Source organism: Cupriavidus pauculus, assembly GCF_022179805.1.
Lineage (GTDB): Bacteria > Pseudomonadota > Gammaproteobacteria > Burkholderiales > Burkholderiaceae > Cupriavidus > Cupriavidus pauculus_E.
Genome location: NZ_BPUO01000002.1, coordinates 434,866 through 461,470, shown reverse-complemented (window position 1 = coordinate 461,470; position 26,605 = coordinate 434,866). Strand labels below are relative to the sequence as shown.

25 protein-coding genes and 1 pseudogene are annotated in these 26,605 nt (G+C 66.9%); 8 read left to right on the top strand and 18 right to left on the bottom strand.

What is annotated here, in order from left to right; genetic code table 11:
• Positions 1 to 178: 178 nt before the first annotated feature.
• The 14 genes from ruvB to MFF62_RS05650 form a co-directional block, all read right to left on the bottom strand.
• Positions 179 to 1,246 (bottom strand): Holliday junction branch migration DNA helicase RuvB, encoded by a 1,068-nt coding sequence (gene ruvB / locus MFF62_RS05715; RefSeq protein ID WP_238261054.1) that lies wholly within the window; start codon positions 1,244 to 1,246, stop codon positions 179 to 181.
• Between the two features lie 78 nt (positions 1,247 to 1,324).
• Positions 1,325 to 1,906 (bottom strand): Holliday junction branch migration protein RuvA, encoded by a 582-nt coding sequence (ruvA, locus tag MFF62_RS05710; protein ID WP_238261052.1) that lies wholly within the window; start codon positions 1,904 to 1,906, stop codon positions 1,325 to 1,327.
• Between the two features lie 49 nt (positions 1,907 to 1,955).
• Positions 1,956 to 3,131 (bottom strand): glycerophosphodiester phosphodiesterase, encoded by a 1,176-nt coding sequence (locus tag MFF62_RS05705; RefSeq protein WP_238261050.1) that lies wholly within the window; start codon positions 3,129 to 3,131, stop codon positions 1,956 to 1,958.
• Positions 3,132 to 3,182: 51 nt separating this feature from the next.
• A complete protein-coding gene (gene ruvC, locus MFF62_RS05700; RefSeq protein ID WP_238261048.1) occupies positions 3,183 to 3,728 on the bottom strand; it encodes a crossover junction endodeoxyribonuclease RuvC in 546 nt (181 codons plus the stop codon).
• A gap of 296 nt (positions 3,729 to 4,024) precedes the next feature.
• Complete coding sequence (gene purH / locus MFF62_RS05695) at positions 4,025 to 5,599, bottom strand: bifunctional phosphoribosylaminoimidazolecarboxamide formyltransferase/IMP cyclohydrolase (protein WP_238261046.1); 1,575 nt, start codon at positions 5,597 to 5,599, stop codon at positions 4,025 to 4,027.
• Positions 5,600 to 5,615: 16 nt separating this feature from the next.
• Entirely contained in the window at positions 5,616 to 5,849 is a 234-nt protein-coding gene (locus tag MFF62_RS05690) for a Fis family transcriptional regulator (protein WP_066739474.1), read from the bottom strand.
• Complete coding sequence (gene dusB, locus MFF62_RS05685) at positions 5,846 to 6,916, bottom strand: tRNA dihydrouridine synthase DusB (protein WP_238261044.1); 1,071 nt, start codon at positions 6,914 to 6,916, stop codon at positions 5,846 to 5,848. Before dusB ends, MFF62_RS05690 begins: the two co-directional genes overlap by 4 nt.
• A gap of 233 nt (positions 6,917 to 7,149) precedes the next feature.
• The gene (locus tag MFF62_RS05680; RefSeq protein ID WP_238261042.1) at positions 7,150 to 8,433 is read right to left on the bottom strand and encodes a UbiH/UbiF/VisC/COQ6 family ubiquinone biosynthesis hydroxylase; all 1,284 of its coding nucleotides are present in this window, start codon (positions 8,431 to 8,433) and stop codon (positions 7,150 to 7,152) included.
• The gene (locus MFF62_RS05675) at positions 8,411 to 8,881 is read right to left on the bottom strand and encodes a hypothetical protein (protein WP_238261040.1); all 471 of its coding nucleotides are present in this window, start codon (positions 8,879 to 8,881) and stop codon (positions 8,411 to 8,413) included. Before MFF62_RS05675 ends, MFF62_RS05680 begins: the two co-directional genes overlap by 23 nt.
• Complete coding sequence (locus MFF62_RS05670) at positions 8,878 to 10,275, bottom strand: aminopeptidase P N-terminal domain-containing protein (protein ID WP_238261038.1); 1,398 nt, start codon at positions 10,273 to 10,275, stop codon at positions 8,878 to 8,880. Before MFF62_RS05670 ends, MFF62_RS05675 begins: the two co-directional genes overlap by 4 nt.
• Positions 10,276 to 10,380: 105 nt before the next feature.
• On the bottom strand, positions 10,381 to 11,091 hold the full coding sequence (gene murU, locus MFF62_RS05665; RefSeq protein WP_238261036.1) for an N-acetylmuramate alpha-1-phosphate uridylyltransferase MurU: 711 nt from the start codon (positions 11,089 to 11,091) through the stop codon (positions 10,381 to 10,383).
• Complete coding sequence (locus tag MFF62_RS05660; protein ID WP_238261034.1) at positions 11,088 to 11,411, bottom strand: AzlD domain-containing protein; 324 nt, start codon at positions 11,409 to 11,411, stop codon at positions 11,088 to 11,090. Before MFF62_RS05660 ends, murU begins: the two co-directional genes overlap by 4 nt.
• A complete protein-coding gene (locus MFF62_RS05655; protein WP_238261032.1) occupies positions 11,408 to 12,181 on the bottom strand; it encodes an AzlC family ABC transporter permease in 774 nt (257 codons plus the stop codon). The genes MFF62_RS05660 and MFF62_RS05655 overlap by 4 nt, the downstream gene beginning before the upstream one ends.
• 3 nt (positions 12,182 to 12,184) lie before the next feature.
• Entirely contained in the window at positions 12,185 to 13,243 is a 1,059-nt protein-coding gene (locus tag MFF62_RS05650) for an aminoglycoside phosphotransferase family protein (RefSeq protein ID WP_238261030.1), read from the bottom strand.
• Positions 13,244 to 13,423: 180 nt separating this feature from the next.
• Here MFF62_RS05650 and MFF62_RS05645 point away from each other — a divergent pair, with 180 nt between their 5' ends.
• The 5 genes from MFF62_RS05645 (at position 13,424) to trpS (ending at position 20,423) form a co-directional block, all read left to right on the top strand.
• The gene (locus tag MFF62_RS05645) at positions 13,424 to 15,895 is read left to right on the top strand and encodes an LPS-assembly protein LptD (protein WP_238261028.1); all 2,472 of its coding nucleotides are present in this window, start codon (positions 13,424 to 13,426) and stop codon (positions 15,893 to 15,895) included.
• Between the two features lie 9 nt (positions 15,896 to 15,904).
• Complete coding sequence (locus MFF62_RS05640; protein ID WP_238261025.1) at positions 15,905 to 17,392, top strand: peptidylprolyl isomerase; 1,488 nt, start codon at positions 15,905 to 15,907, stop codon at positions 17,390 to 17,392.
• A 19-nt stretch (positions 17,393 to 17,411) separates the two neighbouring features.
• Positions 17,412 to 18,476 carry a 4-hydroxythreonine-4-phosphate dehydrogenase PdxA gene (gene pdxA / locus MFF62_RS05635; RefSeq protein ID WP_238261023.1) on the top strand — a complete coding sequence of 355 codons (1,065 nt, stop codon included), beginning with the start codon at positions 17,412 to 17,414 and terminating at the stop codon, positions 18,474 to 18,476.
• Between the two features lie 3 nt (positions 18,477 to 18,479).
• Positions 18,480 to 19,322 (top strand): 16S rRNA (adenine(1518)-N(6)/adenine(1519)-N(6))-dimethyltransferase RsmA, encoded by an 843-nt coding sequence (gene rsmA / locus MFF62_RS05630; RefSeq protein ID WP_238261022.1) that lies wholly within the window; start codon positions 18,480 to 18,482, stop codon positions 19,320 to 19,322.
• Between the two features lie 72 nt (positions 19,323 to 19,394).
• Positions 19,395 to 20,423, top strand: a complete 1,029-nt coding sequence (gene trpS, locus MFF62_RS05625) for a tryptophan--tRNA ligase (RefSeq protein ID WP_238261020.1) — start codon at positions 19,395 to 19,397, stop codon at positions 20,421 to 20,423.
• Positions 20,424 to 20,597: 174 nt separating this feature from the next.
• Here the strand turns inward: trpS and MFF62_RS05620 are convergent, their stop codons facing one another.
• Positions 20,598 to 21,503 (bottom strand): DMT family transporter, encoded by a 906-nt coding sequence (locus tag MFF62_RS05620; RefSeq protein WP_238261018.1) that lies wholly within the window; start codon positions 21,501 to 21,503, stop codon positions 20,598 to 20,600.
• 11 nt (positions 21,504 to 21,514) lie between these two features.
• Positions 21,515 to 21,922 carry a lactoylglutathione lyase gene (gene gloA / locus MFF62_RS05615; RefSeq protein ID WP_238261017.1) on the bottom strand — a complete coding sequence of 136 codons (408 nt, stop codon included), beginning with the start codon at positions 21,920 to 21,922 and terminating at the stop codon, positions 21,515 to 21,517.
• A 250-nt stretch (positions 21,923 to 22,172) separates the two neighbouring features.
• On the opposite strand from gloA, the gene MFF62_RS05610 reads away from it, so the two are divergent.
• The 3 genes and pseudogenes from MFF62_RS05610 (at position 22,173) to MFF62_RS05600 (ending at position 24,908) form a co-directional block, all read left to right on the top strand.
• On the top strand, positions 22,173 to 22,955 hold the full coding sequence (locus MFF62_RS05610; protein WP_238261015.1) for a hypothetical protein: 783 nt from the start codon (positions 22,173 to 22,175) through the stop codon (positions 22,953 to 22,955).
• The gene (locus MFF62_RS05605; protein WP_238261013.1) at positions 22,945 to 23,493 is read left to right on the top strand and encodes a hypothetical protein; all 549 of its coding nucleotides are present in this window, start codon (positions 22,945 to 22,947) and stop codon (positions 23,491 to 23,493) included. Before MFF62_RS05610 ends, MFF62_RS05605 begins: the two co-directional genes overlap by 11 nt.
• A gap of 2 nt (positions 23,494 to 23,495) precedes the next feature.
• Positions 23,496 to 24,908: pseudogene (locus MFF62_RS05600) on the top strand (autotransporter family protein).
• A 43-nt stretch (positions 24,909 to 24,951) separates the two neighbouring features.
• Here MFF62_RS05600 and MFF62_RS05595 read toward each other — a convergent pair.
• On the bottom strand, positions 24,952 to 25,845 hold the full coding sequence (locus MFF62_RS05595; protein ID WP_238261011.1) for a M48 family metallopeptidase: 894 nt from the start codon (positions 25,843 to 25,845) through the stop codon (positions 24,952 to 24,954).
• On the bottom strand, positions 25,842 to 26,603 hold the full coding sequence (locus tag MFF62_RS05590; RefSeq protein ID WP_238261009.1) for a lysophospholipid acyltransferase family protein: 762 nt from the start codon (positions 26,601 to 26,603) through the stop codon (positions 25,842 to 25,844). Before MFF62_RS05590 ends, MFF62_RS05595 begins: the two co-directional genes overlap by 4 nt.
• Positions 26,604 to 26,605 lie beyond the last annotated feature (2 nt).

The window sequence follows — 26,605 nt, the reverse complement described above, 5'->3', positions numbered from 1 at the left end:
GGCGCGGTGCGCGTTTTGTAAAAAGGATGCAGCCATTGTGGACAACTGGTCATTAGCCAGCAATCCACTTCGAAAAAATTTGCAAGGGTTTGCGAAAACGTTTAATTGGCGCCTGAACACCCGTGCCGGGCGCAGGCCCCCGGTGCACCGAACGTGCCCCGGGGTGCTCCCACGACGCTCAGGGCCGGTCGAGCATGTCCGGCCCGGACTCGTCCTGGGGCGATGCCAGCCCGAAGTGCCGGTACGCCGCGGCGGTGGCAACCCGGCCACGCGGTGTGCGTTGCAGGTAGCCCTGCTGGATCATGTAGGGTTCCAGGACGTCCTCGATTGTGTCGCGGGCCTCGCCGATGGCCGCTGCCAGGTTGTCCACGCCCACCGGGCCGCCATCGAACTTGTGCAGCACGGCTTCCAGCAGCTTGCGGTCCATCAGGTCGAAGCCGACGGTGTCCACATCGAGCATCGCCAGCGCCGCGTCCGCCAGCTCACGCGTGATCGTGCCGTTGCTCTTGACCTCGGCATAGTCGCGCACGCGGCGCAGCAGGCGGTTGGCGATACGCGGCGTGCCACGGGCGCGCCGCGCGATCTCCAGCGCGCCGGCCGGCTCGATGACCGCATTGAGCAGTTTCGCCGAACGCGCCACGATGCGTGCCAGTTCGTCCGGCGTATAGAACTCCAGCCGCGCCACAATGCCGAAGCGGTCACGCAGCGGGTTGGTCAGCATGCCGGCGCGCGTGGTGGCGCCCACCAGCGTGAACGGCTGCAGGTCGAGCTTGACTGAGCGCGCGGCCGGACCTTCGCCGATCATGATGTCGATCTGGTAGTCCTCCAGCGCCGGGTACAGGATTTCCTCCACCACCGGAGACAGGCGGTGGATCTCGTCGATGAACAGGACGTCGTTGGCTTCGAGATTGGTCAGCAGTGCGGCCAGGTCGCCGGGGCGCTCCAGCACCGGCCCCGACGTCTGGCGCAGGTTCACGCCCATCTCGCGCGCGATGATGTGGGCCAGCGTGGTCTTGCCCAGCCCGGGCGGGCCGAACAGCAGCACGTGGTCCAGCGCCTCGCGGCGGTTGCGGGCCGCGTGCATGAAGATGTCGAGCTGGCCGCGTACCTTTTCCTGTCCGACGTATTCGTCCAGCAGTTTCGGGCGCAGTGCGCGCTCGAAGGCTTCCTCACGGTTGGAGGCGGGCGCGGCGGAGATCACGCGGTCAGGCAGGCGGTCACCGGTCAGCTTGTCGGTTTCGATCATGGCAGTGGAAGGCAATTTGGCGCCATTCTACGCTGCCGGTGCGGGCGGCAGCCGCGATGGCCGCCCAGAATGGCTGCCTCAACCCTTCGATAATGCCTTGAGTGCGAGCTTGATGCCTTCGGACACGCCGGTGCCCGAAGGCACCTGCTTGATGGCCTGCGCTGCTTCCTTTTCGGAATAGCCCAGCGCCAGCAGCGCGTTGAGCACGTCGACGGCGTTGTCGGACACGGGCGCGGCGCCGGGAACGTGGCCCAGATCGGCGCCCAGTTTGCCCTTGAGCTCCAGCAGCAGCCGCTCGGCGGTCTTCTTGCCGATGCCAGGGATGCGGGTGAGCCGGCCGGCTTCCTGCATCGTCACGGCCTGCGCCAGTTCGGGCACGGACAGGCCGGACAGCACGGCCAGCGCCATGCGGGCACCGATGCCGGTGATTTTGATCAGCTCGCGGAACGTGTTGCGCTCGGTGGCGGTGCCAAAGCCGAACAGGAGGTGGGCATCCTCGCGGATGATCTGCTGCGTCAGCAGCGTAACGGGCTGGCCCACGGCGGGCAGGTTGTAGAACGTGCTCATCGGCACATCGATCTCGTAGCCGACGCCGTGGCAGTCGACCAGCAGATGTGGGGGATTCTTTTCAAGCAGGGTGCCGGCGATGCGTCCGATCATGTTCTGTACCAGTAGAAAACTGGCCGCAAGTGTAGCGCGGCCGGCACGGCTACTGGCCAGTCGATGTGGCCACCGCGCGACGCCCCAGCGCGGGGTCGTCAGTAAAGAAGCCGTCCACGCCCGCCGCGATGAATGCCTGCACCTCGCGCACCATGCCGTCGGGGTTGCGCGTGGCGTCGTCGCCGGGCGCGCGTAGCGTGCGGGGCAGGAAGCTGTTCTCGGGCCGGAACGTGTACGGATGCACCACCAGGCCAGCGGCGTGGGCGTTGGCGACCAGGGCCGTGGGCGTGCCCAGGCCGCCACGGGCGTCGCGTGGAATGACCAGGCTCTTTTCGGGGCCGATACCGTTGGCGTAGGTGGCCACTTCTCGCAGGCCCAGTGGCGTCAGCATCGACGCATAGGTACGGCTGTCGCCGGACAGACGCCAGTCGGCGGGGCGGCTGGTGGGGTTGCCCAGCAGCTGCACGATCTTCACGTTCGGCATCGAGGTGCCCAGCAGCCGCTTCATGGTGCGCAGCGGCCCGACCTCGAACGACTGTACATAGACAGGGGCCGTCCTGGCATAGGCGTTGGCCTGCAGCGTGGCGGCGAGCTTTTCCTCCAGCGGCAGGCCGATGGCACGGAAGTAGCTCGGATGCTTCAGTTCGGGATAGATGCCTACGGGCGCACCACGCCGGCCGGCGGCCTGCGCCGCGAGCTTCAGGATTTCGTCGAAGGTCGGAATCTCGAACTGGTCGTCGAGCTTGGCGTTGTATGGGCGCAGCTTCGGAATACGCTCGCGGGCGCGCAGGGTCTTGAGTTCGGCGAGCGTGAAATCCTCGGTGAACCAGCCGTCGATCCGTTCGCCGTCGATGACCTTGATGCGGCGCCGGTCGGCAAACTCGGCCACTTCGGCCACGTTGGTGGTGCCGGTGATGTTGTTCTCGTGGCGCGCTACCAATATTCCGTCCCGAGTCGACACGAGGTCGGGCTCGATGATGTCGGCGCCATCATCGATGGCCTTCTGGTACGACGCCAGCGTGTGTTCTGGGCGAAGCGCGCTGGCGCCCCGGTGGCCGATGACCAGCGCGGGCGCTGCCGCTACGGGTGCCGGTGCGGCTGGCGCGGGGGCCGGGGCCGGCGCCGCCGCCGTGGACACCGGCGCGCGTGGCGCGGTGGCGCAGCTGGCGATCAACGTGGCCAGGGCAACAGCGAGAAAAGGACGGAAGACGAGGGATTGTGGCATCTGGGGCGTTCCTGAGCGGACTCTCGAACGCCGATTCTAAGCGACGCGCGCTCAGCCGATCAGGCGACCGCGCCGCACGCGCAGGCCCTTGCGCGCCAGTTCCGGTGCCATCGTGGCCAGCGTGCCCAGCGTATCGCCCCCGTTCGCGTGGCAGATCGCCACGCCCAGCGCGTCTGCGGCGTCGCTGCTGGGGCGTCCGGACAGCGACAACAGCCGCATCACCATTTCCTGCACCTGTTCCTTGTTGGCGCGGCCATAGCCGACCACGGCCACTTTGAGCTGCAGCGCGGTGTACTCGAACACGGGCAGTCCCTGGCCGACCAGCCCGCAGATGGCGGCGCCGCGCGCCTGGCCCAGCAGCAGTGTCGATTGCGGGTTGACGTTGACGAACACCTTCTCGATCGCCGCGCAGTCGGGCGCATAGGTGCGGGCGACCTCGGCAATGCCGTCGTAGAGCGTTTTCAGGCGCTGGGGCAGGCTTTCGTCGCCATTGCTGCGGATCGTGCCCGATGCCACATAGGCAAGCTTGTTGCCGTGCTTTTCGAGCACGCCAAAGCCAGTGGTCCGCAGACCAGGGTCGATGCCGAGAATGCGCATGAAGCGGGGGAAGGGGAGACAGATGGGCGTAGTGTAGTGGATTACGCCCTGGCAGAGGATTGCTCCCCTCTCCCGCGAAGCGGGAGAGGGGCTGGGGGAGAGGGCAGGCGTGTCAAACGCCGCCGTGCTGGAGCAAACCGACAGCTTCGCTCGTTGTGGCCCGTTGCTAGACCACCCCTCTCTCCCGCTCTCTCCCCATGAGGGGAGAGAGGGCCAAGACATCGCCACCTTTCAACCACTTGGGCGTGGTTGGCGGCGGCGTCGTCAAACCACCGGCAGCCTTGTTGCCTTGTCGCTTAGTGGCGGAAGTGGCGGGTGCCGGTCAGCACCATCGCGATGCCGCGCTCGTCCGCGGCGGCGATCACTTCGTCGTCGCGCATCGAGCCGCCCGGCTGGATCACCACGGTGGCGCCAGCGTCGACCACCACGTCCAGGCCGTCACGGAACGGGAAGAACGCGTCCGATGCCACGGCCGAACCGGCCAGCGTCAGGCCGGCGTTCTGCGCCTTGATGCTGGCGATGCGGGCCGAATCCACGCGGCTCATCTGGCCGGCGCCAACGCCCAGCGTCATGCCGTTGCCGCAGAACACGACGGCGTTCGACTTCACGAACTTAGCCACGCGCCAGGCAAACATCAGATCGTCCATTTCCTTCGGCGTCGGATGACGGCGCGTCACCACACGCAGTTCCGAAGGCCGCACGTTGCGGGCATCCGGGCCCTGCACCAGCAGGCCGCCACCCACGCGCTTCAGGTCGAACTGGTTCACGCCACGGCCCAGCGGGATTTCCAGCAGGCGCACGTTCTGCTTGGCGGCGAACACGTTGCGCGCGGCGGCGCTGAACGACGGGGCGATCAGCACTTCCACGAACTGCTTGGCCACGGCCTGGGCGGCGGCTTCATCCAGTTCGACGTTGAAGGCGATGATGCCGCCGAAGGCCGATGTCGAATCGGTCTTGAACGCCTTGTCGTAGGCTTCCAGCGCGTTCGCGCCGATGGCCACGCCGCACGGGTTGGCGTGCTTGATGATCACGCAGGCAGCGCCGTTGGCCGCGTCGAACGACTTCACGCATTCCCACGCGGCATCCGCGTCGGCGATGTTGTTGTACGACAGTTCCTTGCCCTGCAGCTGCACGTAGTTGGCCAGCGCGCCGTCCACGGTCTTCAGGTCGCGGTAGAACGCGGCCGACTGGTGCGGGTTCTCGCCGTAGCGCATTTCCTGCACCTTCTCGAAGGCCAGGTTCAGCGTCTGCGGATAGCTGCTGCGTGCCTGGTGCGACTTGTCGGCGCCAAGGCTGGTCAGGTAGTTCGTGATCGCGCCGTCGTACTGGGCGGTGTGTGCAAACACCTTGGTCGCCAGGCGGAAGTTCGTGTCGTAGCCGACGTTGTTGCCATTGCCGCGCATTTCGTCCAGCACCACGGCGTAGTCGGCCGGGTCCACGATGACGGTCACGTCACGGTGATTCTTGGCCGCCGAGCGCAGCATGGTCGGGCCGCCGATGTCGATGTTCTCGATGGCGTCGGGCAGCGTGCAGTCGTCCTTGGCCACGGTCTGCTGGAACGGGTACAGGTTCACCACCAGCAGGTCGATCGTCGGGATGTCGTGCTTCGCCAGGGCAGCCATGTGCTCGGGCAGGTCGCGGCGCGCCAGGATGCCGCCGTGCACCTTCGGGTGCAGCGTCTTCACGCGGCCATCCAGCATCTCGGGAAAGCCGGTGTAGTCGGCCACTTCCGTCACGGGAAGGCCGGCGTCGGCCAGCAGTTTGGCGGTGCCGCCGGTGGAAAGCAGCGTGACGCCGAGCGCGTTCAGTTCACGCGCGAATTCGACGATGCCGGTCTTGTCTGAAACGGAGAGAAGGGCTTGCTTGATCATGGCTAGGAGGAACGCTTCAAAGTAATCCGTGTTGCTGCAGCTTCTTGCGAAGGGTATTGCGGTTGATGCCGAGATACGCGGCAGCCAGCGACTGGTTGCGCTCTGCGCGCAACATCACGGCTTCCAGCAGCGGCCGTTCAACGGCCTCCAGCACCATGTTGTACATGTTCGACGGCTCTTCGCCGTCCAGGTCACGAAAGTAGGTATCCAGGCTGTCCCGGATGCATTGGTCGATGGCGTTGCGGCTCATGCGGCAAGCAGTTCCCGTTTCTTGTTGTTGTTGATGTTTTCTTCTTCTTCCGTAGCGGCGGCGCTGTCGTCGACGTACACCAGGCGATCAGAAATGGCCGCCTGTTCGTCGAAGAATGCGTTCACCGCCTCAAGCTGCGCGCCCGTGGTTTCCAGCGTGTTCATGCGATGGCGGAACAGGTTCGCGCCCTTCAGGCCGCGCGTGTACCACGCAATGTGCTTGCGCGCGGTACGCACGCCGGTGAACTCGCCGTAGAACTCGTAGTGGTCCGCCAGATGGTGGTTCATGATCGCGCGGATCTCGGCCACTTCCGGCGCCGGCAGCAGTTGGCCGGTCTTCAGGAAGTGCTCGATCTCGCGGAACAGCCACGGCCGACCCTGCGCGGCGCGGCCGATCATGATGGCGTCGGCGCCGGTCACGGCCAGCACGTGCTTGGCCTTCTGCGGCGTCGTGATATCGCCATTCGCCACCACGGGAATGCGCAGGGCGGCCTTGACGGCGGCGATGGTCTCGTACTCGGCCTCGCCGTGGTACAGGTCGGCGCGCGTGCGGCCGTGGATCGTCAGCATGCTGATGCCGGCGTCTTCGGCCAGACGGGCCACGCGCAGCGCATTCTTGTGCTCGCGGTCCCAGCCGGTACGGATCTTCAGCGTGACGGGCACGCGGTCACCCACGGCACCCACCACCGCTTCGACGATGCGCACGACCAGCGGCTCGTTCTGCAACAGGGCCGACCCTGCCGCCACGTTGCACACCTTCTTGGCCGGGCAGCCCATGTTGATGTCGATGATCTGCGCGCCCCGGTCGACGTTGTAGCGTGCCGCCTCGGCCATCATCGACGGCTCGGCGCCGGCAATCTGCACCGAGATCGGCTCCACCTCGCCCGCGTGATTGGCGCGGCGCATGGTCTTCTCGCTCTTCCAGAGCTGCGCGTTCGACGCCACCATCTCGGACACCGCATACCCCGCACCCAGCTGCTTGCAAAGCTGCCGGAACGGCCTGTCCGTCACCCCGGCCATCGGGGCGACAAAAAGATTGTTGCGAAGGAGATGCGGACCGATCTGCACGGTGTCGGGGCTTGTGGAATCAGGTGAAAAAGGAAAAACAGACCCCTGCCGATTTCTCGGCAAACGGCATTCAGGGGTATGTGCGAGGCCGGGATTTTACCGCCAAACTGGCACGGTTGCCCAATAAATGAGCAAATATCATGGCCGGGTGGGGTGGTTTTGGGGCTGGCTGTGGGGTTTGCTCCCCTCTCCCGCAAGGCGGGAGAGGGGCTGAGGGAGATCTGGGTTTTGACTTACCGCCTTGCCCCAAACATCATCTGTCTTGCCAAGGCATCCTTCAGCGGTGCCACGCACGCCAGCGCCGCCAAGGATGCCCCTCTGGCATGCGCCGCCAGCGGACCACCCACGCCAAACACCCTTGGCAACAGATCCGTGATGCCGATCGTCATCGCACGGTCCAGCCGATGGCGGCTGGCGAAGGCCTGCAGGGCCTCCGGCGTGCAGCCGGCACGCAGCGAGTCCGCCAGCGCAAAGGCGTCCCGCAATCCAAGGTTCAGCCCCTGGCCTGCAACCGGATGTAGCGTTTGCGCCGCATTGCCCACGGCGGCCACGCGCCCGTTCACCGTCACCGGTGCCGCGTTCAGGCCCAGCGGGAACGCGTGGCGCTTGCCCACCAGCGTAAAGCGCCCGATGCGGGTGCCAAACGCTTGCCCGAGCTCATCGGCAAATTCTGCGTCGGACAGGGCCAGCCGCCGTTGTGCCTGTTCCGGCGCACAGCACCAGACCAGCGCGTAGCCGGCGATGCCGTGATCCTCGTGGGGTAGCAGCGCCAGCGGTCCCTCGTCCGTGAAGCGCTCCCACGCCCAGCCGCGCAGAGGTTGCGTGCTGGTGACGTGGGCGATGATCGCAGTCTGGCCGTAGTCGCGCCGCCGCGTGACGTCTGCGCCGCGCGAAAGACGTTGAGCCTGCTGATGGAACAGGCCGCCTTCGGCCTGCACGACGATGCGCGCGGCATAGGCGATCGGCAGCCCTTCATGGTCCACATGCGTGGTGCCGGTCAGCCGGGCGATTGCGCTTTCCTGTCGCTGGTCGCCTTGATCGATATCGTCGATGCGGGTCTCGAACGCGCGTTCCAGGCGGCCGGGTGCCGCATCGGCGGCACGGGCCAACGCGCGTTCAAGCGCCAGGCAGAGATCGCCGTACTTGACCACGTGGCCCAGCGCGGGCACCCCGTAGTCGTCGTGATGCAGCTTCACGTGGCCAAAGCGGCCGCGTTGCGAAACGTGGATGTGCTCGATCGGCTGCGCGGGTACCGGCCATGCGCCGATCTGTTCCAGCAACTGGCGGCTACCGTGAGACAGCGCGATGGCGCGCGGATCGCGTGCCGCGCGCGCCGGCGTGGCCGCGTCGATCAGCGTGATGCGCCACGGCGTGGTGCGCAGCAACTGGCTGGCCAGCGCCAGGCCCACAGGGCCGCCGCCTACGATGGCGATGTCGCGCGCATCGAGACTGCCCGACGCAGCGGCGTCGGCCGTGCCGGAAGTGCCGGCTGCGTCAGGGCTGTCCGGCTGCGTCATGGCTGGCTTCCTCGTGCGACGGCGCCGCGCTGGCCTGCGCTTCGCCGCGCTTCCACAGGTTGGCGTCGGTACGGGACTTGCCGGCCGCCACATCGCGCATCGCGTTATCCAGCTTCTGCTGGTGGAAGCCGGGCAGTTCCTGCAGGCGCTGCAGCAGCGCGTCATGATTGGCGGCGGTCATCGGCACCACGCAGCCTTGCTGGCTTTGCGCGTCGCCGGCCAGGATCAGCCACGGCGTGCCCTTCCAGGGCTCGCGGTCCGATACGCGCACAACCACGCGCTCCAGCGCGTCCCAGGCCAGTTCCTCGCGCTGGCCGTCCGGCCGATGCACGACCAGGCGGTCATCGTAGAGGTTGACCACGAACGGCTGGTTCGGATCCACCGGGTGAACGGTACTACGGTGCTTGGGTACACCCACGCCAAACAGCTTGCTCAACAACGCCTTCATCGCGACGATCCTCCATTGCCGCGCATCAGTGCCTCTATCTCGTCGGCCTTCACAGGCACGCCGCGCGTCATTAGTTCACAATCTCCCGCCGTCACCACGGCATCATCCTCGATGCGGATGCCGATATGCCAGTAGTGTTCGGGTACGTCTTCGGCCGGGCGCACATAGATGCCCGGCTCGATGGTCAGCACCATGCCCGGTTCCAGCGGGCGCCACGGACGCTCGCCCTCCTGACCGGCCGGCGGCTGGCCCGGCACGCGGTATTCGCCCACGTCGTGCACGTCCATGCCGAGCCAGTGGCCCGTGCGGTGCATGTAGAAGCGGCGATAACTGCCGCTGGCGAGCACGTCATCAAGCGTGCCCTCCTTGTTACGGTCGAGCAGGCCCGTGTCGAGCATGCCCTGCGCCAGCACCTTCACGGCCGCGTCGTGCGGCACGTTGTAGGGCACGCCGGCGCGTGTCACGGCGATGGCGGCTTCCTGCGCGGCCAGCACCAGGTCGTACAGCTCGCGCTGGGCGGGACTGAAGCGGCCAGACACCGGGAAGGTACGCGTGATGTCCGATGCGTAGCCGTCCAGTTCGCAGCCCGCGTCGATCAGGCACAGGTCGCCGTCACGCAGCTCGGCCGGGCCGGCGCGGTAGTGCAGCACGCAGGCGTTGGCGCCGCCCGCCACGATGGAGTTGTAGGCCACGCTCTGCGCGCCATGGCGGCGGAATTCGTAGAGCAGCTCGGCTTCCAGGTGGAACTCGCGCAGCCCCGCGCGCGACGTCTGCATGGCCCGCACATGCGCCTGCGCCGAGATCTCGGCTGCCCGGCGCATCGTGACCAGTTCGCCGGCATCCTTGAACAGGCGCATTTCGTCGAGCAGCGTGCGAACGTCCATGGCCACGGCCGGCGACGACACACCGGCACGGCCCTGCATGCGCACGGCGTCGAGCCAGCGGCGCACGTTTGCGTCGATGTCCGCCGTGGCCCCCAGCGGGTAGGCAAGCCGGGCACGATTGGCCAGCAGCGGGGGCAGCAGCTTGTCAATGTCCTCGACCGAGTGCGCTTCGTCGAAGCCGAAGGTCGCCCGGGCGCCTTCCGGACCAAAACGGAAGCCGTCCCAGATCTCGCGCTCTTCATGCTTGGGGCGGCAGAACAGGATGCTCTTGTCGCCACCTTCGCCCGGCGCACCCGCCACCAGCACCAGCACGGCTTCCGGCTCGGTGAATCCGGTCAGGTAATAGAAATAGCTGTCGTGCCGGTACGGATAGTCGCTGTCGCGATTGCGCATGGCCTCGGGCGCGGTGGGCACGATGGCCACGCCGCCGCCCTGGGCGCGGAGATGCTGCAGCACACGGGCGCGGCGGTCGTGGCACGCGCCAAGAAGAGCGGAATCGGGTGCGGACATGGAGTGAAGCCGGTGAGGGGAATGTGCCGATTCTAAACCCGCCGGCGCGCGATGCGGGCGCCGCGTGCGCCTGCCAGGCCGCACGGCATGCGGGTTTGCGCGGTTTCAGGCGCGCAGCGCGCGGTCCAGGGCGGCCAGTTGCTCGGGCGTGCCCACGTTCTCCCAGCGGCCCTCGAAGCGCTCGCCGGTGGCCGTGCCCTGGCGGATCGCCTCGCGGTAGTACGGCGACATGGCCACCTTCTGCCCCGGCTCGATATCGCGGAACAGGCGCGTGTCGTAGAGGCCGATATTGCCGAAGGTCAGCGCCTGGCCGGCGGCGGTTTCGCCGGGAAGCCGCAGTTGGCCGTCGTCGTCCAGCACGAAGTCGCCGCGCGGATGGAAGGGCGGGTTCGGCACCATCACCAGGTGCATGTGCGGCCGGGCGGCCGACGCCATGGCGCGGGCACGCGGCAGCAGCTGCCGGTAGTCGAAATCGCAGAAGATGTCGCCCGATACGGCCAGGAACACCCCGTCATCCGCACCGGCGGTCAGCAGCGGCAGGGCATGGGCGATGCCGCCGGCGGTTTCCAGCGCCGATCCTTCGGCGGACCAGTGGATGCGTACGCCGTACTGCCGGCCGTCGCCGAGGGCCGCTTCGAGTTTGTCGCCCAGCCAGGCATGGTTGATGACGATGTCGGCAAAACCCGCACGGGCCAGCGCCTCGATCTGCCAGACGATCAGCGGCTTGCCGCCCGCCGCCAGCAGCGGCTTGGGCGTGGTGTCGGTCAGCGGGCGCATGCGGTCGCCACGGCCGGCGGCGAAGATCATCGCTTTCAAATCAGGGTCTCCAGGGCGATCAGCGTGGCCATGCCACCGGCAATGGTCCATCCCACGCTGCGCGTGCGCGCGGCGACGACGATGGCCACCAGGCCCGCCACCAGGCGCGCGTTGTAAGGGCTCAGATAGAGCGCGCCGTCGTGCATCAGCAGGTCGGGCGCGATCAGCGCCGACAGCATCGCCGCCGGCACGAACTGCAGCGCCGTGCGGAACCACGGCGGCAGGCGCACCCGGCCTTCCACGGCGATGAACGACAGGCGGATCAGGTAGGTGGCCAGGCCCGCGCCCAGGAACACCCACAGCAGGGTCAGCGAACTCATGCCGCGTGCTCCTTGCTGTCGGAAGCCTTGGGCGCATGCTGCCCGCCGCGCGGATGGCGTTCGAGCAGCAGCATGCCCGCGGCAATGCCGCCCAGCGCCGCCACCATGATGCCGAGCTTGTGCGGCATCGCGTAGCAGGCCACGGCTAGTGCCGTGGCCACCAGCGCCGCGGCCACCTGCGCGCGGTGCTTGAGGTTGGGCACGATGATCGCGATGAAGGTCAGCGGCAGGAAGAAATCGAGCGGCCAGTCACGCGGCACCTGCGCCCCGACCAGCACGCCTGCCAGCGTGGAAAGCTGCCAGCTCGACCACAGCGCGAAACCGGCGCCGAAATAGAACCAGTGGCGGTAGCGGGCGCGCGGGCCCGTGTCGCCCAGCCGCCGCGTCATCGCGGCGAACGCCTCGTCGGTCAGCAGGTAGGCCACCAGCGCCTTCCAGCGGCGCGGCAGCGGGGCCAGCGACGGGGCGATGGTTGCCGAGTACAGCGCGTGGCGCAGGTTGACCATGGCCACCGTAAAGGCAATGACCAGCGCCGGCGTGCCGGCGGACCAGAGCTGGGTCAGGATCATCTGCGACGCGCCGCCGAAGACGATCGCGCTCATGGTGCAGGCCAGCCAGGCGGGCATGCCGGCGTTGACGGCCAGCACGCCATAGATCAGCCCGAACGGCACCACGCCCAGCAGCATCGGGGCCAGCGCGCGGGCACCGGCCCACCATTCGCCGCGACGCGTGATGGCGGGGGTGTCAGGTGTGTCAGCGGGGGCGCTCACGGCTCAGAACGTCAGACCGGTGGGGCGGTCGGTGCCTTCGAGCGCGTCCAGCAGGCGTACCAGCTTGCGCATCTCGGAATAGCGGCCCGCCACGCTGCGCGTGTACTTGAGCACCAGCGGCAGGTTGGCCAGGTAGCCGTCCTTGCCGTCCCGGTGGTACAGGCGCGCGAAGATGCCGAGCACCTTCAGGTGACGCTGCAGGCCCATCCACTCGAAATCGCGGTAGAAATCGCCAAAATCGGCTGCCACCGGCAGGCCGGCCTTGCGCGCGCGTTCCCAGTAGCGGATCAGCCAGTCGAGCTGCTGCTCTTCTTCCCACTCGATATAGGCGTCACGCCACAGCGACACGGCGTCATAGGTAATCGGGCCGATCACGGCGTCCTGGAAGTCCAGGATGCCCGGGTTGGCGCCCACCGTGGCGCCTTCGGGCAATACCATCAGGTTGCGCGAGTGATAGTCGCGGTGCACGTAGACCTGCGGCTGGGCCAGGTTGTTGGCCAGGATCGTCTCGAAGACCTCGGACAGGTCGGCCTGCTGGCGCGCGTCGAGCGTCACGCCCAGGTGTTTGGCTACGTACCACTGCGGGAACAGGTCCAGCTCGCGCTGCAGCATCGCGCGGTCGTAGGCCGGCAGCTCGCCAGGCCGGGTGGCCAGCTGGATCTGCACGAGCGCCGCGGCGGCGTCACTGTAGAGCGGGCGGGCCGAGGCCTCGTCCAGGCGCGACAGGTAGGTCTGGCTGCCCAGGTCGGCCAGCAGCAGGAAACCCTGTTCGAGGTCCTGGGCCAGCACGGTCGGCACGGTTACGCCGGCATCGCCGAACAGCCTGGCGACGTGGATGAACGGGCGGCAGTCCTCGTGGGACGGCGGCGCGTCCATCACGATGGCCGTCGGATGGGCCGGATGTCCGGTGCGTACGCGGAAGTAGCGGCGGAAGCTGGCGTCAGCGGACGCCGGGGCGCACGAAGACGGGTCGATCGACCATGCCGTGCCGAGTCCGGCCACCCACGATTTCAGTTGTTCGATACGCGGGTCGTGGCCCGGGTCGTGAATATGTGCTGCCATGCCGGAAAGGGAGAATACGATGCCCCGTATAATACCCGACCAGACCCGGGCGCCGGGTGGCCCCCGGGAGGGGTCTTTGTCGCCCCGCAGCCCGCTCCGGCATTGGGCTGTGGACGTGGGGACACCGCGAAAGCGGGCCCAGCGCAGCGCCCGCCGCAGAGCCGACCGATAACCGTTTGCATGACCGAACAACGACAACCGCATCATCCGGCCACCCGACCGCCTGCGCGCCAGGGCAAGCCCCGGCTCGCCCGCGTGCCCGCCAGCGCCTTGCGGCCGCTCGTGCTGGCCATGGCCGGCCTATCGGTCAACGCGCACGCCCAGTACGGCGCCGCGTCAGCGATTCCCAACCTCGACGTGGTCGAGCCGGCCATCACGCAGCAGGCCGAGCCCGAGCCGCCGCCGCCCGAATCGGGCGAGCTGGTGCCGCGCCTGACCGAACCGGCCCGCCGGGCGCCTACTGCTGGCAGCAATACGCTGGGCAGTCCGGCGTCGACGCCGTCCAACCCGGACGCGCCCGCCTATGTCTCGGGCGACCGGATGACCGGCTATAACGAGAAGGGCGTCGAACTGGAAGGCAATGCCGAACTGCGTCGCGATGGCGGCGTGGTCAAGGGCGACAAGCTGACCTACGACCAGGACACCGACGAAGCGCATGCCACCGGCAACGTGCGGATGTCGAAGAACGGCACGCTGGCCGTGGGCCCGGAAGCGAGACTGCGCGTGCAGGCCAACGAAGGCTACATGCTGTCGCCGGACTACTACTTCAATCAGACCGGCGGATCGGGCAGCGCAGAACGGATCGACTTCATCGACCCGGACCGCAGCACGCTCAAGAAGGCGAGCTACACGACCTGTTCGCCCGATAACGCGGACTGGTATTTCAGCGCACGTAAGCTGGATCTCGACAGCGACCGCGAAGTGGGCGTGGCCTATGGCGGTGTGCTGCATTTCTTCGGCATGCCCATCGCGGCGGCGCCGGCGTTCTCGTTCCCGCTGAACAACGAGCGCCGCAGCGGCGTATTGCCGCCGCTGTTCGGTTACAGCTCGCGGTCGGGCGCCGACCTGACGGTGCCGTATTACTTCAACCTGGCGCCGAACCGGGATCTGACGGTGTACCCGCGTATCCTGTCCGAGCGCGGCGTGCAGCTTGGCGGCGACTTCCGCTACCTGGGCGACGGCTACAGTGGCCGGATCCGCGCGGAATTCCTGCCCGACGACAAGAAGGCCAACCGCGACCGCTGGGCCTACTCGATCCAGCACAGCCAGCGGATCATCCAGGGCATGACGGCGTACGCGAACGTCAGCAAGGTGTCGGATGACCAGTATCCCGACGACCTGACGCGCAGCGTGTCGCAGTCGACCCTGCGGCAGTACACGCAGGAAGGCGGCGTGGTCTACAACTGGCAGAACTGGACGTTCCTGGCGCGGGTGCAGAAATTCCAGACGCTGCGCCCCAGCGAGCCGTCGTACGAGCGTGAGCCGCAGCTCAATGCGAAGTACACGCGCTACGACCTGGGCGGGTTCGATATTGCCCTCGATACCGACTACACGCGTTTCAGGATTCCGCTGACGTCCACCGGTCTCCAGCAGCCCGAGGGCAACCGCGCCTACTTCAATCCGTCGATCAGCTACCCGATCGTGCGACCGGGTTGGTATGTGACGCCGAAGCTCATCTTCAACGCGGCGCAGTACAACATGGACGCGGGTACGAACACGACGGGTGCATCCAACACGCTGAGCCGCGCCATCCCGACCGTCAGCCTTGATTCGGGCATGACATTCGAGCGCGATGCGCCCGGCATCAGCCGCCTGTTCGGCGTGAACTACACGCAGACGCTGGAACCGCGCCTGTTCTACGTCTACACGCCGTTCCGCGACCAGAGCCAGTTCCCGCTGTTCGACACGGTGCAGTCTGACTTCAGCTACGGCCAGATCTTCACTGAAAATCCGTTCAGCGGTAATGACCGGATCGCCGACAACAACAAGCTGACCGCCGGCCTGACCACGCGCCTGATCGAATCCGAGACTGGCGTCGAGCGCTTCCGTGGCACGATTGCCCAGCGCATCGACTTCACCGGCCAGCGCGTGCAGTTGAACGGCACGCTGCAGGACACCAAGCCGACGTACTCCGACCTGCTGGCGGCTACCACGATCCAGCTGTTCCGTGGCTACTACATTGACGCGGGTATCCAGTGGAACCCCGACGAGAACCGCGTCAACTACTCGAACGTGGCGTTCCAATGGCGGCCGGAGTCGCGCAAGCTGGTCAACGTTGGCTACCGCTACCGGCGCCCGACCTCGGTGACGGACAATACCGCCATCGACCAGTTCGAGCTGTCGGGCCAGTGGCCCATCACGCAGCGCGTCTACGGCATTGGCCGCGTGGCGTATGACCAGTCGGCCAGCCAGCTGGTGGATGCACTGGCGGGCTTCGAATATGCGGCGGACTGCTGGGTCGGCCGCTTCGTGTACCAGCGGTTCCGCAACACCACGAACGGATACACCGGCCGGGTCTTCCTGCAGGTGGAATTCCGCGGATTGTCGAAGGTCGGCTCCAATCCGCTGGACATGCTGCGCCTGAATGTGCCGGGCTACGAGGCGGTGACGGCACGACCCGTGCCCACGTCGCCGTACGATCACTATGAATGACGGACCAAGATGAAACGTCAAGCTTTTTCGGTTATGTCCCGCCTGAACCCCTGGCAGCAACTGCTGCTCTCCGCCGTGCTCGTCACGCTGGCCGCGCCTGCCGCCGCGCAACTGCGCGCGCCGGGCACTTCGGGCGCATCGGGCACACGTACGCAGGGCATCTTCGTGCCGGGCGGCCCGAGCAGCACGAGCACGGTGGCGCCCAGCCAGCCGCAACTCGGCGTGCCGCAGCCCGCGCAGAAGCGCTCGCAACTGGTCGACGAAGTCGTTGCCATCGTCAACAACAGCGTGATCACACGCCGCGAACTGCTTGACCGCGCCGACGAGATCGAGAACCAGCTGCGTGCGGCGAACCGGCCGGTTCCGGAGCGGCCGGACCTGCTGGGCGAGGTGCTGGAACGCCTGGTGATGGAACGCGTGCAGACGCAGGCCGCGCAGGACGCCGGCATCAAGGTGACCGACCAGGAAGTGGATCGCGCGATCGAATCGGTGGCGCAGCAGAACAAGATGTCGGCCACGGAGCTGCGCAGGCGCGTGGAAGCCAGCGGCATGTCCTGGACTAAGTATCGCGACGAACTGCGCAAGCAGGTGCAGGTCATCCGCCTGCGTGAGCGCGAAGTGGACTCGAAGGTACAGGTCTACGACGGCGAGATCGACAACTACCTGGCGGCGCGCAGCGGGCAACCCGCCGCCACCGGGCCGACCGAATACAACGTGCAGCAGATCCTGGTGCGCGTGCCCGAAGACGCTTCCGAAGCCCAGAAGGCGCAGCTCAAGGCCAAGGCCGAGGGCCTGCTCAAGCAGGCACAGGGTGGTGCCGACTTTGCCGACCTGGCGAAGGCCAATTCCGACGCCCCCGAGGCCGCACAAGGCGGTGCGATGGGCTTCCGCGAGATCGGCCGCCTGCCGGCGCTGTTCGCCAATGCCGTAGTCGATCTGCAGCCAGGCCGCGTGGTACCCGAAGTGGTGGAATCGGCCAACGGCTTCCACGTGCTGAAGCTGGCCGCCAAGCGCACGGCCGCTCCGGCGCAGCCGACGGCTTCCGACCGCATTACCCAGACGCAAGTGCGCCATATCCTGATCCGCACGGGCCCGAACATGCCCGAGGCGGAGGCCAAGCGCCAGATGACCACCATGCGCGACCGACTGACGCACGGCGGCGACTTTGCCGACGCCGCGCGCCGCTACTCGCAGGATGGTTCGGCGCAGCAGGGCGGCGAGCTGGGCTGGGTGTCGCCGGGCGAACTGGTGCCGGAGTTCGAGCAGGCCATGAACCGGCTGCGCCCGGGCGAGATCTCCGAGCCTGTGGTCACGCAGTTCGGCGTGCACCTGATCCAGGTGGAGAATCGTCGCGAGACCGAAGTGTCGGCCGAGAAGCAGCGCGACTTTGCCCGCCAGGAAGTGCGCGAGCAGAAGCTGCGCGCCGCCTATGATGACTGGGTGCGTCAGCTGCGCAGCGCGGCGTACGTGGAATACCGGATCAACCGCCAGCGCTGATACGCGCCGGCCCCTTGCCATGCCCGACCCTGCACCCGCGCCCCTTTCGTTAGCGATTACCACCGGCGAGCCCGCCGGCATCGGCCCCGACATCACGATCGGCGCGCTGTTGCAGCTTGGCGGGGGCGCCAACGACATGGGGCATGGGGCGTATCGGTTCCATGTGATCGGCGACGCGCGCCTGCTGGCACGCCGCGCCGAGGCACTGGGCGTGGCGCATGCCTGGCAGCGACGGCTGGCGGATGGCGATGTGGTGGTCGAAGACATCGCACTGGACGTTGCCTGCGAGCCGGGCCGCCTTGACGCCCGCAACGGCCGCTACGTGCTGGCCCTGCTCGATGCCGCCGTCGACGGGCTGCGCGACGGCCGCCATGCGGCGATGATCACGGCGCCCGTGCAGAAAAGCACGATCAACGACGCCGGCGTGCCGTTCACCGGCCATACGGAATACCTTGCCGAGCGCGCTGGCGTGCCGCGCGTGGTGATGATGCTGGCCGGGCCCCAGCCGGCCCACGACAACGCCATGCTACGCGTGGCGCTGGCCACCACGCACCTGCCGCTGCGCGCGGTGCCTGATGCGCTGACGATTCCGATGCTGCATGACACGCTCAGGATCGTCGACCACGACCTGCGGCGCCATTTCGGCATTGCGCGCCCGCGTATCCTCGTTACCGGCCTGAACCCGCATGCGGGGGAATCGGGCCACATGGGCCGCGAGGAAATCGACGTCATCGAGCCGGCGCTGGCGCTGGCCTGCGACGCCGATATCGACGCACGCGGCCCCTATCCCGCCGACACGCTGTTCCAGCCGCGCCACCTGCGCGATGCCGACTGCGTGCTGGCGATGTACCATGACCAGGGTCTGGCGCCGCTCAAGTACGGCACCTTTGGCCACGGCGTCAATGTCACGCTGGGCCTGCCCTTCATTCGCACATCGGTGGACCATGGCACCGCGCTCGATCTGGCCGCTACCGGCCGGGCCGAGCACGGCAGCATGTTGGAAGCCATCCGGTGTGCCATTACCATGGCTGGCCATGCCAGCGGACGCCACGGCAACGGCGCGTCCGCCAACGGCCGGCACTGACATATGCGTTCAAACGTGCACCAGGGCCATGTGGCCCGCAAACGATTCGGCCAGAACTTCCTGGTCGACGACGGCATCATCTACGGCATCGTCAACGCGATCGACCCGCAGCCGGACGACGTGGTCGTCGAGATCGGCCCGGGTCTGGGCGCGCTGACCAATCCGCTGCTCGAACGCCTGCCCAGCATGCAGGTGGTGGAGCTGGACCGCGACCTCGTGGAGCGCCTGCGCAACCGCTACAACGACCGCCTGACCGTGCATGCCGGCGACGCACTGGCGTTCGACTTCGCCAGGCTCAAGGAGCCCGGCCGCGCGCTGCGTATCGTGGGCAACCTGCCTTACAACATTTCGAGCCCGCTGCTGTTCCACCTGATGGATTTTGCCGATCAGGTGCGCGACCAGCATTTCATGCTGCAGAAGGAAGTGGTCGAGCGCATGGTGGCGGAGCCGGGCAGCAAGGCCTTTGGCCGGCTGTCGATCATGCTCCAGGTGCGTTACCACATGGAACACGTGCTCGACGTTCCGCCCGCGTCGTTCAATCCGCCGCCGAAGGTGGACTCCGCCGTGGTGCGCATGATTCCGTGGCCGCGCGCCGAGGACGGCACGCTGCAGTCGCCGTATCCCGCGTGTGACGCGGGCGTGCTGGGCGACGTGGTCACCGCCGCGTTCTCGCAGCGCCGCAAAGTGTTGCGCAACACGTTGTCGTTCCTGCGCGACCAGGTGGACTTCGACGCGCTCGGTTTCGACCTGACGCGCCGCGCCGAGGAAGTACCCGTGGCCGAGTACGTGGAACTGGCCCGCATCGTCGGCATCAAAGCCGTGCCGCCGGCGCAAGGCGTGGCCTGATCGCGCCACGCACCCGCATTCGATACCGTTTCCGAATATCCCGCTGAACATACCAAAGCTTTCGCGACGCTCATGACCGAACAGACCAAGACCGATCCGCGTCCCGTCATCCTGACTGGCGACCGCCCCACCGGCCCGCTGCACCTGGGCCACTACGTCGGCTCGCTGCAGAGCCGCGTGGCCTTGCAGGAAACGCACAAGCAGTACGTGCTGCTGGCCGATACACAGGCCATGACCGACAACGCACACGATCCGGACAAGGTGCGCCGCAACGTGCTGGAAGTGGCGCTGGACTACATGGCGGTGGGCATCGATCCCGCCAAGACCACGATCACGGTGCAATCGCATCTGCCGGCACTGGCCGAGCTGACGCTGATGTACCTGAACTTCGTTACGGTATCGCGCCTGGAGCGCAATCCGACCATCAAGGAAGAAATCCAGGCGCGTGGCTTCGGTCGCGACATCCCGGCTGGCTTCCTGTGCTATCCGGCCTCGCAGGCCGCCGACATCACCGGCTTCAAGGCCGTGCTGGTGCCGGTGGGCGAGGACCAGGCGCCGCTGATCGAGCAGACCAACGAAATCGTGCGCCGTATCAACCATCAGGTGGGCCGTGATGTGCTGCCCGAGGCTGCAGCGCTGATCCCGAAGCACGGCCGGCTGCCGGGCGTCGATGGCAAGGCCAAAATGAGCAAGTCGCAAGGCAATGCCATTCCGCTTGGCGCATCGCCGGACCAGATCCGCACGGCCGTGCACAGCATGTACACCGATCCGAACCACCTCAAGGTGTCGGACCCCGGCCAGGTGGAAGGTAACGTCGTGTTCACGTACCTCGACGCATTCGATCCGAACGTCGAGGAAGTGCAGGCGCTGAAGGACCACTACCAGCGCGGCGGCCTGGGCGACATGGTGCTCAAGCGCCGCGTGGAAGGCATCCTGCAGGAAATGCTGCGCCCGATCCGCGAGCGCCGCGAGCAACTGGCGCAGGATCCGGGCTATGTGTTCGACATCCTGAAGAAGGGCACCGCCGAAGCCCGCGAACTGACCCAGCAAACGCTGGAAGAAGTGCGCAGCGCGCTGGGCATGTTCTCGTTCCCGAAGTAAGCCCCTTCCTGCTTCTGTCTTGCTCCCCTCTCCCGCCGCGCGGGAGAGGGGTTGGGGGAGAGGGCAAGCCTATCGCCTGCGACAAGCGCTTGTCAGAGCCTGAGCCGCCCGCCCTCACCCCCGCCCCTCTCCCACAAGTGGGAGAGGGGAGAATACCCCGCCACCTATCCCCACCTACCCCCGCCGGTTCACCAGCACGATCCCCAGCAGCACCAGCACTGCCGCAACGGCGAACCGTACGCCGACCTGGTCGTGCATCAGCAGCACGCCGAAGGCCACGCCGAACAGCGGCGTCAGGAACGAGAACACCGACAGCCGCGACGCCAGATACTGACGCAGCAACCAGAACCAGATCAGGTAGCTGGCAAACGCGATCAGCACCGACTGGTAGAACAGGCTGGCCACCACGAAGCCGGTGACTTCCACGCGATGAACCTGGCCGGCCATCAGCGCCATCGCCAGCAACAACACCGCCGATACCGCCAGCTGATAGAGCAGCGTCTTGCTGGCCGGGGCGTGCGACAGCTTGCTGCCGCGTACGACGATGGTGGTGGCAGCCCACAGCGCGCCTGCCAGCACCCCCAGCGCATCGCCAAGCAGCGTACTGCCTTGTGCCGATGACGAGACGATGCCGTCCGCGAAGGCCAGCACCATGCCCAGGAACGCCAGCACCACGCCCAGCCACTGGCCGCGATGCAGGTGTTCACCGGGCACGAACAGGTGCAGGCCCAATGCCGTGAAGATCGGCGCCGTGTAGAGGAACACGGCCATGCGCGATGCGGTGGTATGGCCGAGGCCGACGAAGATGCAGAAGAATTCCGCGCCGAACAGCAATCCCGCCACCAGGCCCGCGCGCAGCGTGCCGTCGCGTTCCCAGAGCGGGGTGCCGCGCCACGCGGCGAACGCGAACACCAGCAGGGCGGCAATCGCGGAGCGGACGCCGGCCTGCAGCACGGCGCCCATTAGCGGCGCGGTGACCTTGATGATCACTTGCTGGAGTCCCCATGCGGCGCACAGCAAGACCATCAGTCCGATGGCCGTGCTGTCCAGCGGGCGCCTTGTTATTGTTTGTGTGCCCATTGCCGCGCCGCTTACGGACGCGCTGCGTCGCGCGTCGAGTGGCGCTGGATCAGTTCGATCTTGTAGCCGTCCGGGTCTTCCACGAACGCGATCACCGTGGTGCCGCCCTTGACCGGGCCGGCTTCGCGCGTGACTTTGCCGCCGGCCGCACGGATGCGGTCACAGGCTTCGGCCGCGTTGGGCGTTTCCAGCGCGATATGGCCGTAGGCGGTGCCCAGGTCGTACTGGTCCACGCCGTAGTTGTAGGTCAGTTCCAGCACGGCCGTCTCGCTTTCCGGGCCGTAGCCGACAAAGGCCAGACGGTACTTGTACTCGGGGTTGTCGCTTTCGCGCAGAAGCTGCATGCCCAGCACGCGTGTGTAGAAATCGATCGAGCGCTGGTAGTCGCCAACGCGCAGCATGGTGTGGAGGAGTCGCATAGGGGAGCCTCTTCGATGTGGGAGGTTGTTTGACTGCGGAGTCCGATATTTTAGTCCTGACCGCGAATGCGTGTCGAAATGGCTGAAATCGATCCAAAAGAAATTTCATCGCCTTGGCGAGGCCGATGCCGCCAACGCGTTGCTACATTCGATGAGGTCGCATGCATCGTGCGATCGCCTACGCCGTTTCGACGGCGCGGCAAGCGCGCCGGAGCGCGTGATAGGCAATCTCTGACTGGAGAGACATTGCATGTCGACACGCTTCGTTTGCAGAACGGCCCTGTTTGGATACTGCCTGATCATCGCCAGTGCCGGCGCCGGGCGGGCACGCGCGGCGGACTGTGCCCCACCCGCACCCACCGCGACCTCATATGCGGCCAACGGTTGCGACGGCACGGTCACCGGCGGCACATTCGATACCGGCGCGGGCGCCTATGCGTCGGTGCTGCATGCGGTCAACAGCGGCACGATTACCGTGACCGGCCCGGTGACGCTGCTTTCCGCCGGGGACGAATCCACGGGCGCTTATACCAATGAGAGCGGCATCATCAACTTCAACGCGGCTGGCAGCACGCTGACGATGCAGGGCGCACATTCCAACGGGACGCATGCCTTCGGGACCGGCGCCACGATCACGGGCGAGGTCCACATCACGACCTACGGCGAATCCGCGCACGCCGTATTCGCCGACTATGGCGGCACCGTGCAGTTGCGCAATTCGGATCTGACCACGGGTGGAGATTTCGCGGCGGGCATTGCCGTCGCCACCGGTTACGTCGAACTGCTTGGCGCGAGTTCCATCACCACCACAGGCTACACTGCGCCAGCGGTGGTTATCACGTCGACGAACTCGAATATCCTCATCGATGGCCAGACCGGCCGCATTCCGATCCGCACTATCCGGTACGAATCGTGGGGTGCCGGCGGTGCGCGGGACGGGCACCGTCAAGCTGCGCAATGTCGATGTGCTCACCGAAGGCAACGGGGCCTTCGGCCTGATTTCGGACAGCGTAGGCATCAATGTGGAGGCTGAAAATTCGACGGTCACCACCCAGGGGCTCGCGTCGGTAGGCGCCTCGGCCGGCCGTGGCGGAACCCAGTTGCTCACCTCCACGTCCGTCACGACGACGGGGTCCTACGCGCATGGCATCGGCGTGCGTGGCGCCAATAGCCGGGCAGTGCTCAACGGCAGCAGCGTTACGGTATCGGGCACCGGTGCGGATGCGCTGCGGGTTTCCGACGAAGGTTATCTCTCCCTCACCAACTCGCAGGCCACGAGCACCGCCGTCAACGGTCGGGCGCTGGGGCTGGAAAGTCCCGACGACAACACCATCCAGCGCGTGGATATCGTGTCGAGCACGCTCTCCGCGCCTAACGGTGTCGGCATCGCCATCCTGGGCGGGGCGGCAAACGTGACGCTGGTCGACAGTACCGTGATGGCGGAGCGGATGCTGGAAATCGACACGCGCCCGTCGCCACTGATTGTCAATATCGATGCCACACGCACCACCCTGCGAGGCGGGGCCAGGGTGGATCCGTCCGAAGGGGGCAGCTTCACGCCGCGAAGCTGACGTTGCACGATCACTCGGTCTGGTGGATTCCGATCGACTCCAACCTGACGCGCGTCGAGAACTTTGACAGTGCGGTGCGTTTCGTCGCGCGCGCCGACGGCATCTTCCACACGCTGACGCTGCGTAACTACATCGCCAGCAACGGCACGCTGGCGGTGAACAGCGCGCTCGGCGGCGATGGCTCGCCAGCCGACAAGCTGATCATCAATGGTGGTGCCGCCCAGGGCAACACGGCGTTGCAGGTGACCAACGTGGGCGGCAAGAGCGGCCTGACGAGCGAGGGTATCCGCGTGATCGAAGTGGCCAACGGCGGCAATGCGCCAGCGGGCGCCTTCACGCTGTCCGGCCGCGCCGTCGCGGGCGCGTTCGAATACAGCCTGTACCGTGGCGGACTGTCCAATCCGAACGATGGCAACTGGTACCTGCGATCGCAGCGCATGCCCGATCCGCCAGACCCGCCTGCGCCTCCCGGGCCGCCGAAGCCGGTCTACCGCCCCGAGGTGCCTGCCTATATCGCGAACGAGCACGCCGCCTCCAACCTCTTTGTCCACAGCCTGCACGACCGCATGGGCGAGATGCCGTTTTCAAGCGCACCGGCCGGCTGGCTCAGGCTGACCGGCAAGACCGGCGAAAGCGGCAGCCGTGGCGACGACTACAGCGCGCGCGCCGATACGGTGGTGCTGCAAGGCGGCGGCGACTTTGCGCGGGGTTCGCTGTTCGGCGCGGCGGACAGGCTGCACGTGGGGGCCATGCTCGGCTACGGCCATGTGGCGACCGATGGACTGGCCGCCGGCAACAGCGCGCGTGCCCAGGGCGAGGTCAACGGCTGCGGTGCGGGCCTGTACGCGACGTGGTTTGGCCAGGCGGCCTCGGACGTTGGGCCCTATGTCGACAGCTGGTTCCAGTACGCCTGGTTCGACAGCAATGTGCGTGGCGACCAGCGGCCTCAGGCGGGTTATCACAGCCAGGCGTGAAATGCCTCGCTGGAGACTGGCTGGGCGCTACCGCTCGCCACGACGGCCTGGCGCGTGGAGCCGCAGGTGCAGGCGATCTGGATCCGGCATCGCGGCGTGAACCTGACCGAGCCCAGCGGCACGACGGTCAACGGGGGAGATACCAACGGCGTGGTCACGCGGCTCGGTGTACGGCTATTCCGCACGCTGGACCGCGAGGATGGGGGGCGGCTGCAGCCGTACGCGACGCTGAACTGGTGGCACGACCAGGCCAGCATATCGGTGGCATTCAGCAACACCATACTGGGCGAGCTGTTTCCGCGGGATCGCTACGAACTCAAGATCGGCGTCAACGCGAAGCTGGCGCGCGGCTGGAGCAGTTGGGGCAATATCGGCGGGCAGTGGGGCACCCAGGGCTACCGGCAGTACGTGATGCGGCTGGGTGCACGCTATGCGTGGTAATGCGCGTGGTAAATGCGCGTGGTGAGGCGCGCGCGGCGGCGCGTCAGAACGTCGGCAGCAGCTCGGGCGGATGCGCGCGCAGTTGGGCGCGGGCGTCGCGGAATTCCGGGAAGATCGATTCCACGGTTTCCCAGAAACGCGGGCCGTGGTTCATTTCCTTGAGGTGCGCCAGTTCGTGGGCCGCCACGTAGTCGATCATCGACAGCGGGAAATGCATGAGGCGCCAGTTGAGGCGGATCTTGCCGTCGGCGGTGCAGCTACCCCAGCGCGTGGCGGCGGAGGTCAGCGCGAAGCCGGTATGGCGCACGCCAAGCCGGGCCGCATAGACGTCCAGGCGCTCGGGCAGCAGGCGGCGCGCCTGGTTCTGCAGCCAGCCCTGCACGCGGTCCTTGACCTGCTGTTCCTCTGCGTGGGCGGGCATGGCCAGGTGCAGCACGCGCGTGTCGGCGTCGAACAGCAGCACGCCGGCAGGCGACTCCAGGCGCAGCGTGATCGGCTTGCCCAGGAACGGCAGCGTCGCGCCATCGCGCCATTGCACCGTGGGCAGTACGCGGCGTGCCTCGCGGTGACGCCATTCGCCCAGTTTGGTAAAAATCCAGCGTTGCTTTTCGAGGATGGCGGCCTCGACGTCGACCTGTGTCACCCAGCGCGGTGCGGTGATCGACAGCCCGCGGTCATCGACCGTGAAGCCGATGGTACGGCGCGACGAGCGCTTGAGCGAATAGTGAAGCGTGCGTTCTCCCACCTGCAGCACCCGGCCGTTGGGCAGTACCGGCGGCCAGGCTTCGGCGGCTGGCGCCACCGGTTGCCCTGTCGAACCCTCGGGCTGCTGGGGCGCGAGCAGGTTCTGCGGCCCCGGCTGGACGGCTGGCGTGGCGTCGGCCAGCGGCAGCTCCAGCTGCGCGCCGGGGTCGGCAGTGGGGCGCAACAGCTTCATGCGGTGGCCTGGCTCCCTGCTTGACGGTAGCTTTCCGGATCGATACGGCGCATTTCGGCTTCAACCCAGGCTTCCACTTCCTGGTTGAGCATGTCGGCGGTCTTGTTGGCCGACGGGATGGCGTCGCCAATCGAGATCGTGATGGTACCCGGATACTTCATGAACGAATTGCGCGGCCAGACGCGTCCCGAATTGACCGCCATCGGAAACACCCATGCGCCGGTTTCCACCGCCAGACGGGCACCGCCGCTCTTATAGCGCGGATTGACCTTGCCAGACGGGGTACGCGTGCCTTCGGGGAACATGATGATCCATGCGCCCTCGTTGAGCCGCTCACGCCCTTGGCGGGCTGCCGAGGCAAACGCGCGCGTGCCGTCCTTGCGATTGATGTGGACCATCTTCAGCATGCCCAGCGCCCAGCCGAAGAACGGCACGAACAGCAGCTCGCGCTTGAACACGAAGCACAGCGGCTTGGGCATCAGTGCCACGTAGGCCACGGTTTCCCAGGCCGATTGGTGCTTGGACAGCAGCACCACGGGCTTGTCCAGCATGGCGAGCATCTTGTCCATGCCCTCGATGCGGTAGTCGATGCCGCAGATCAGGCGCGCGGCCCCGATCACCAGGCGCGGCCAGCCGCGCACGAAGAGAAAGCGGTTCTCCGCGTTCATGAACGGGAACACGATGAAACAGGCGCACGCATACGGCGGCGTCAGGATCAGCAGGTACAGCGCGAACAGCAGGGAGCGGATAAAAGTCATCG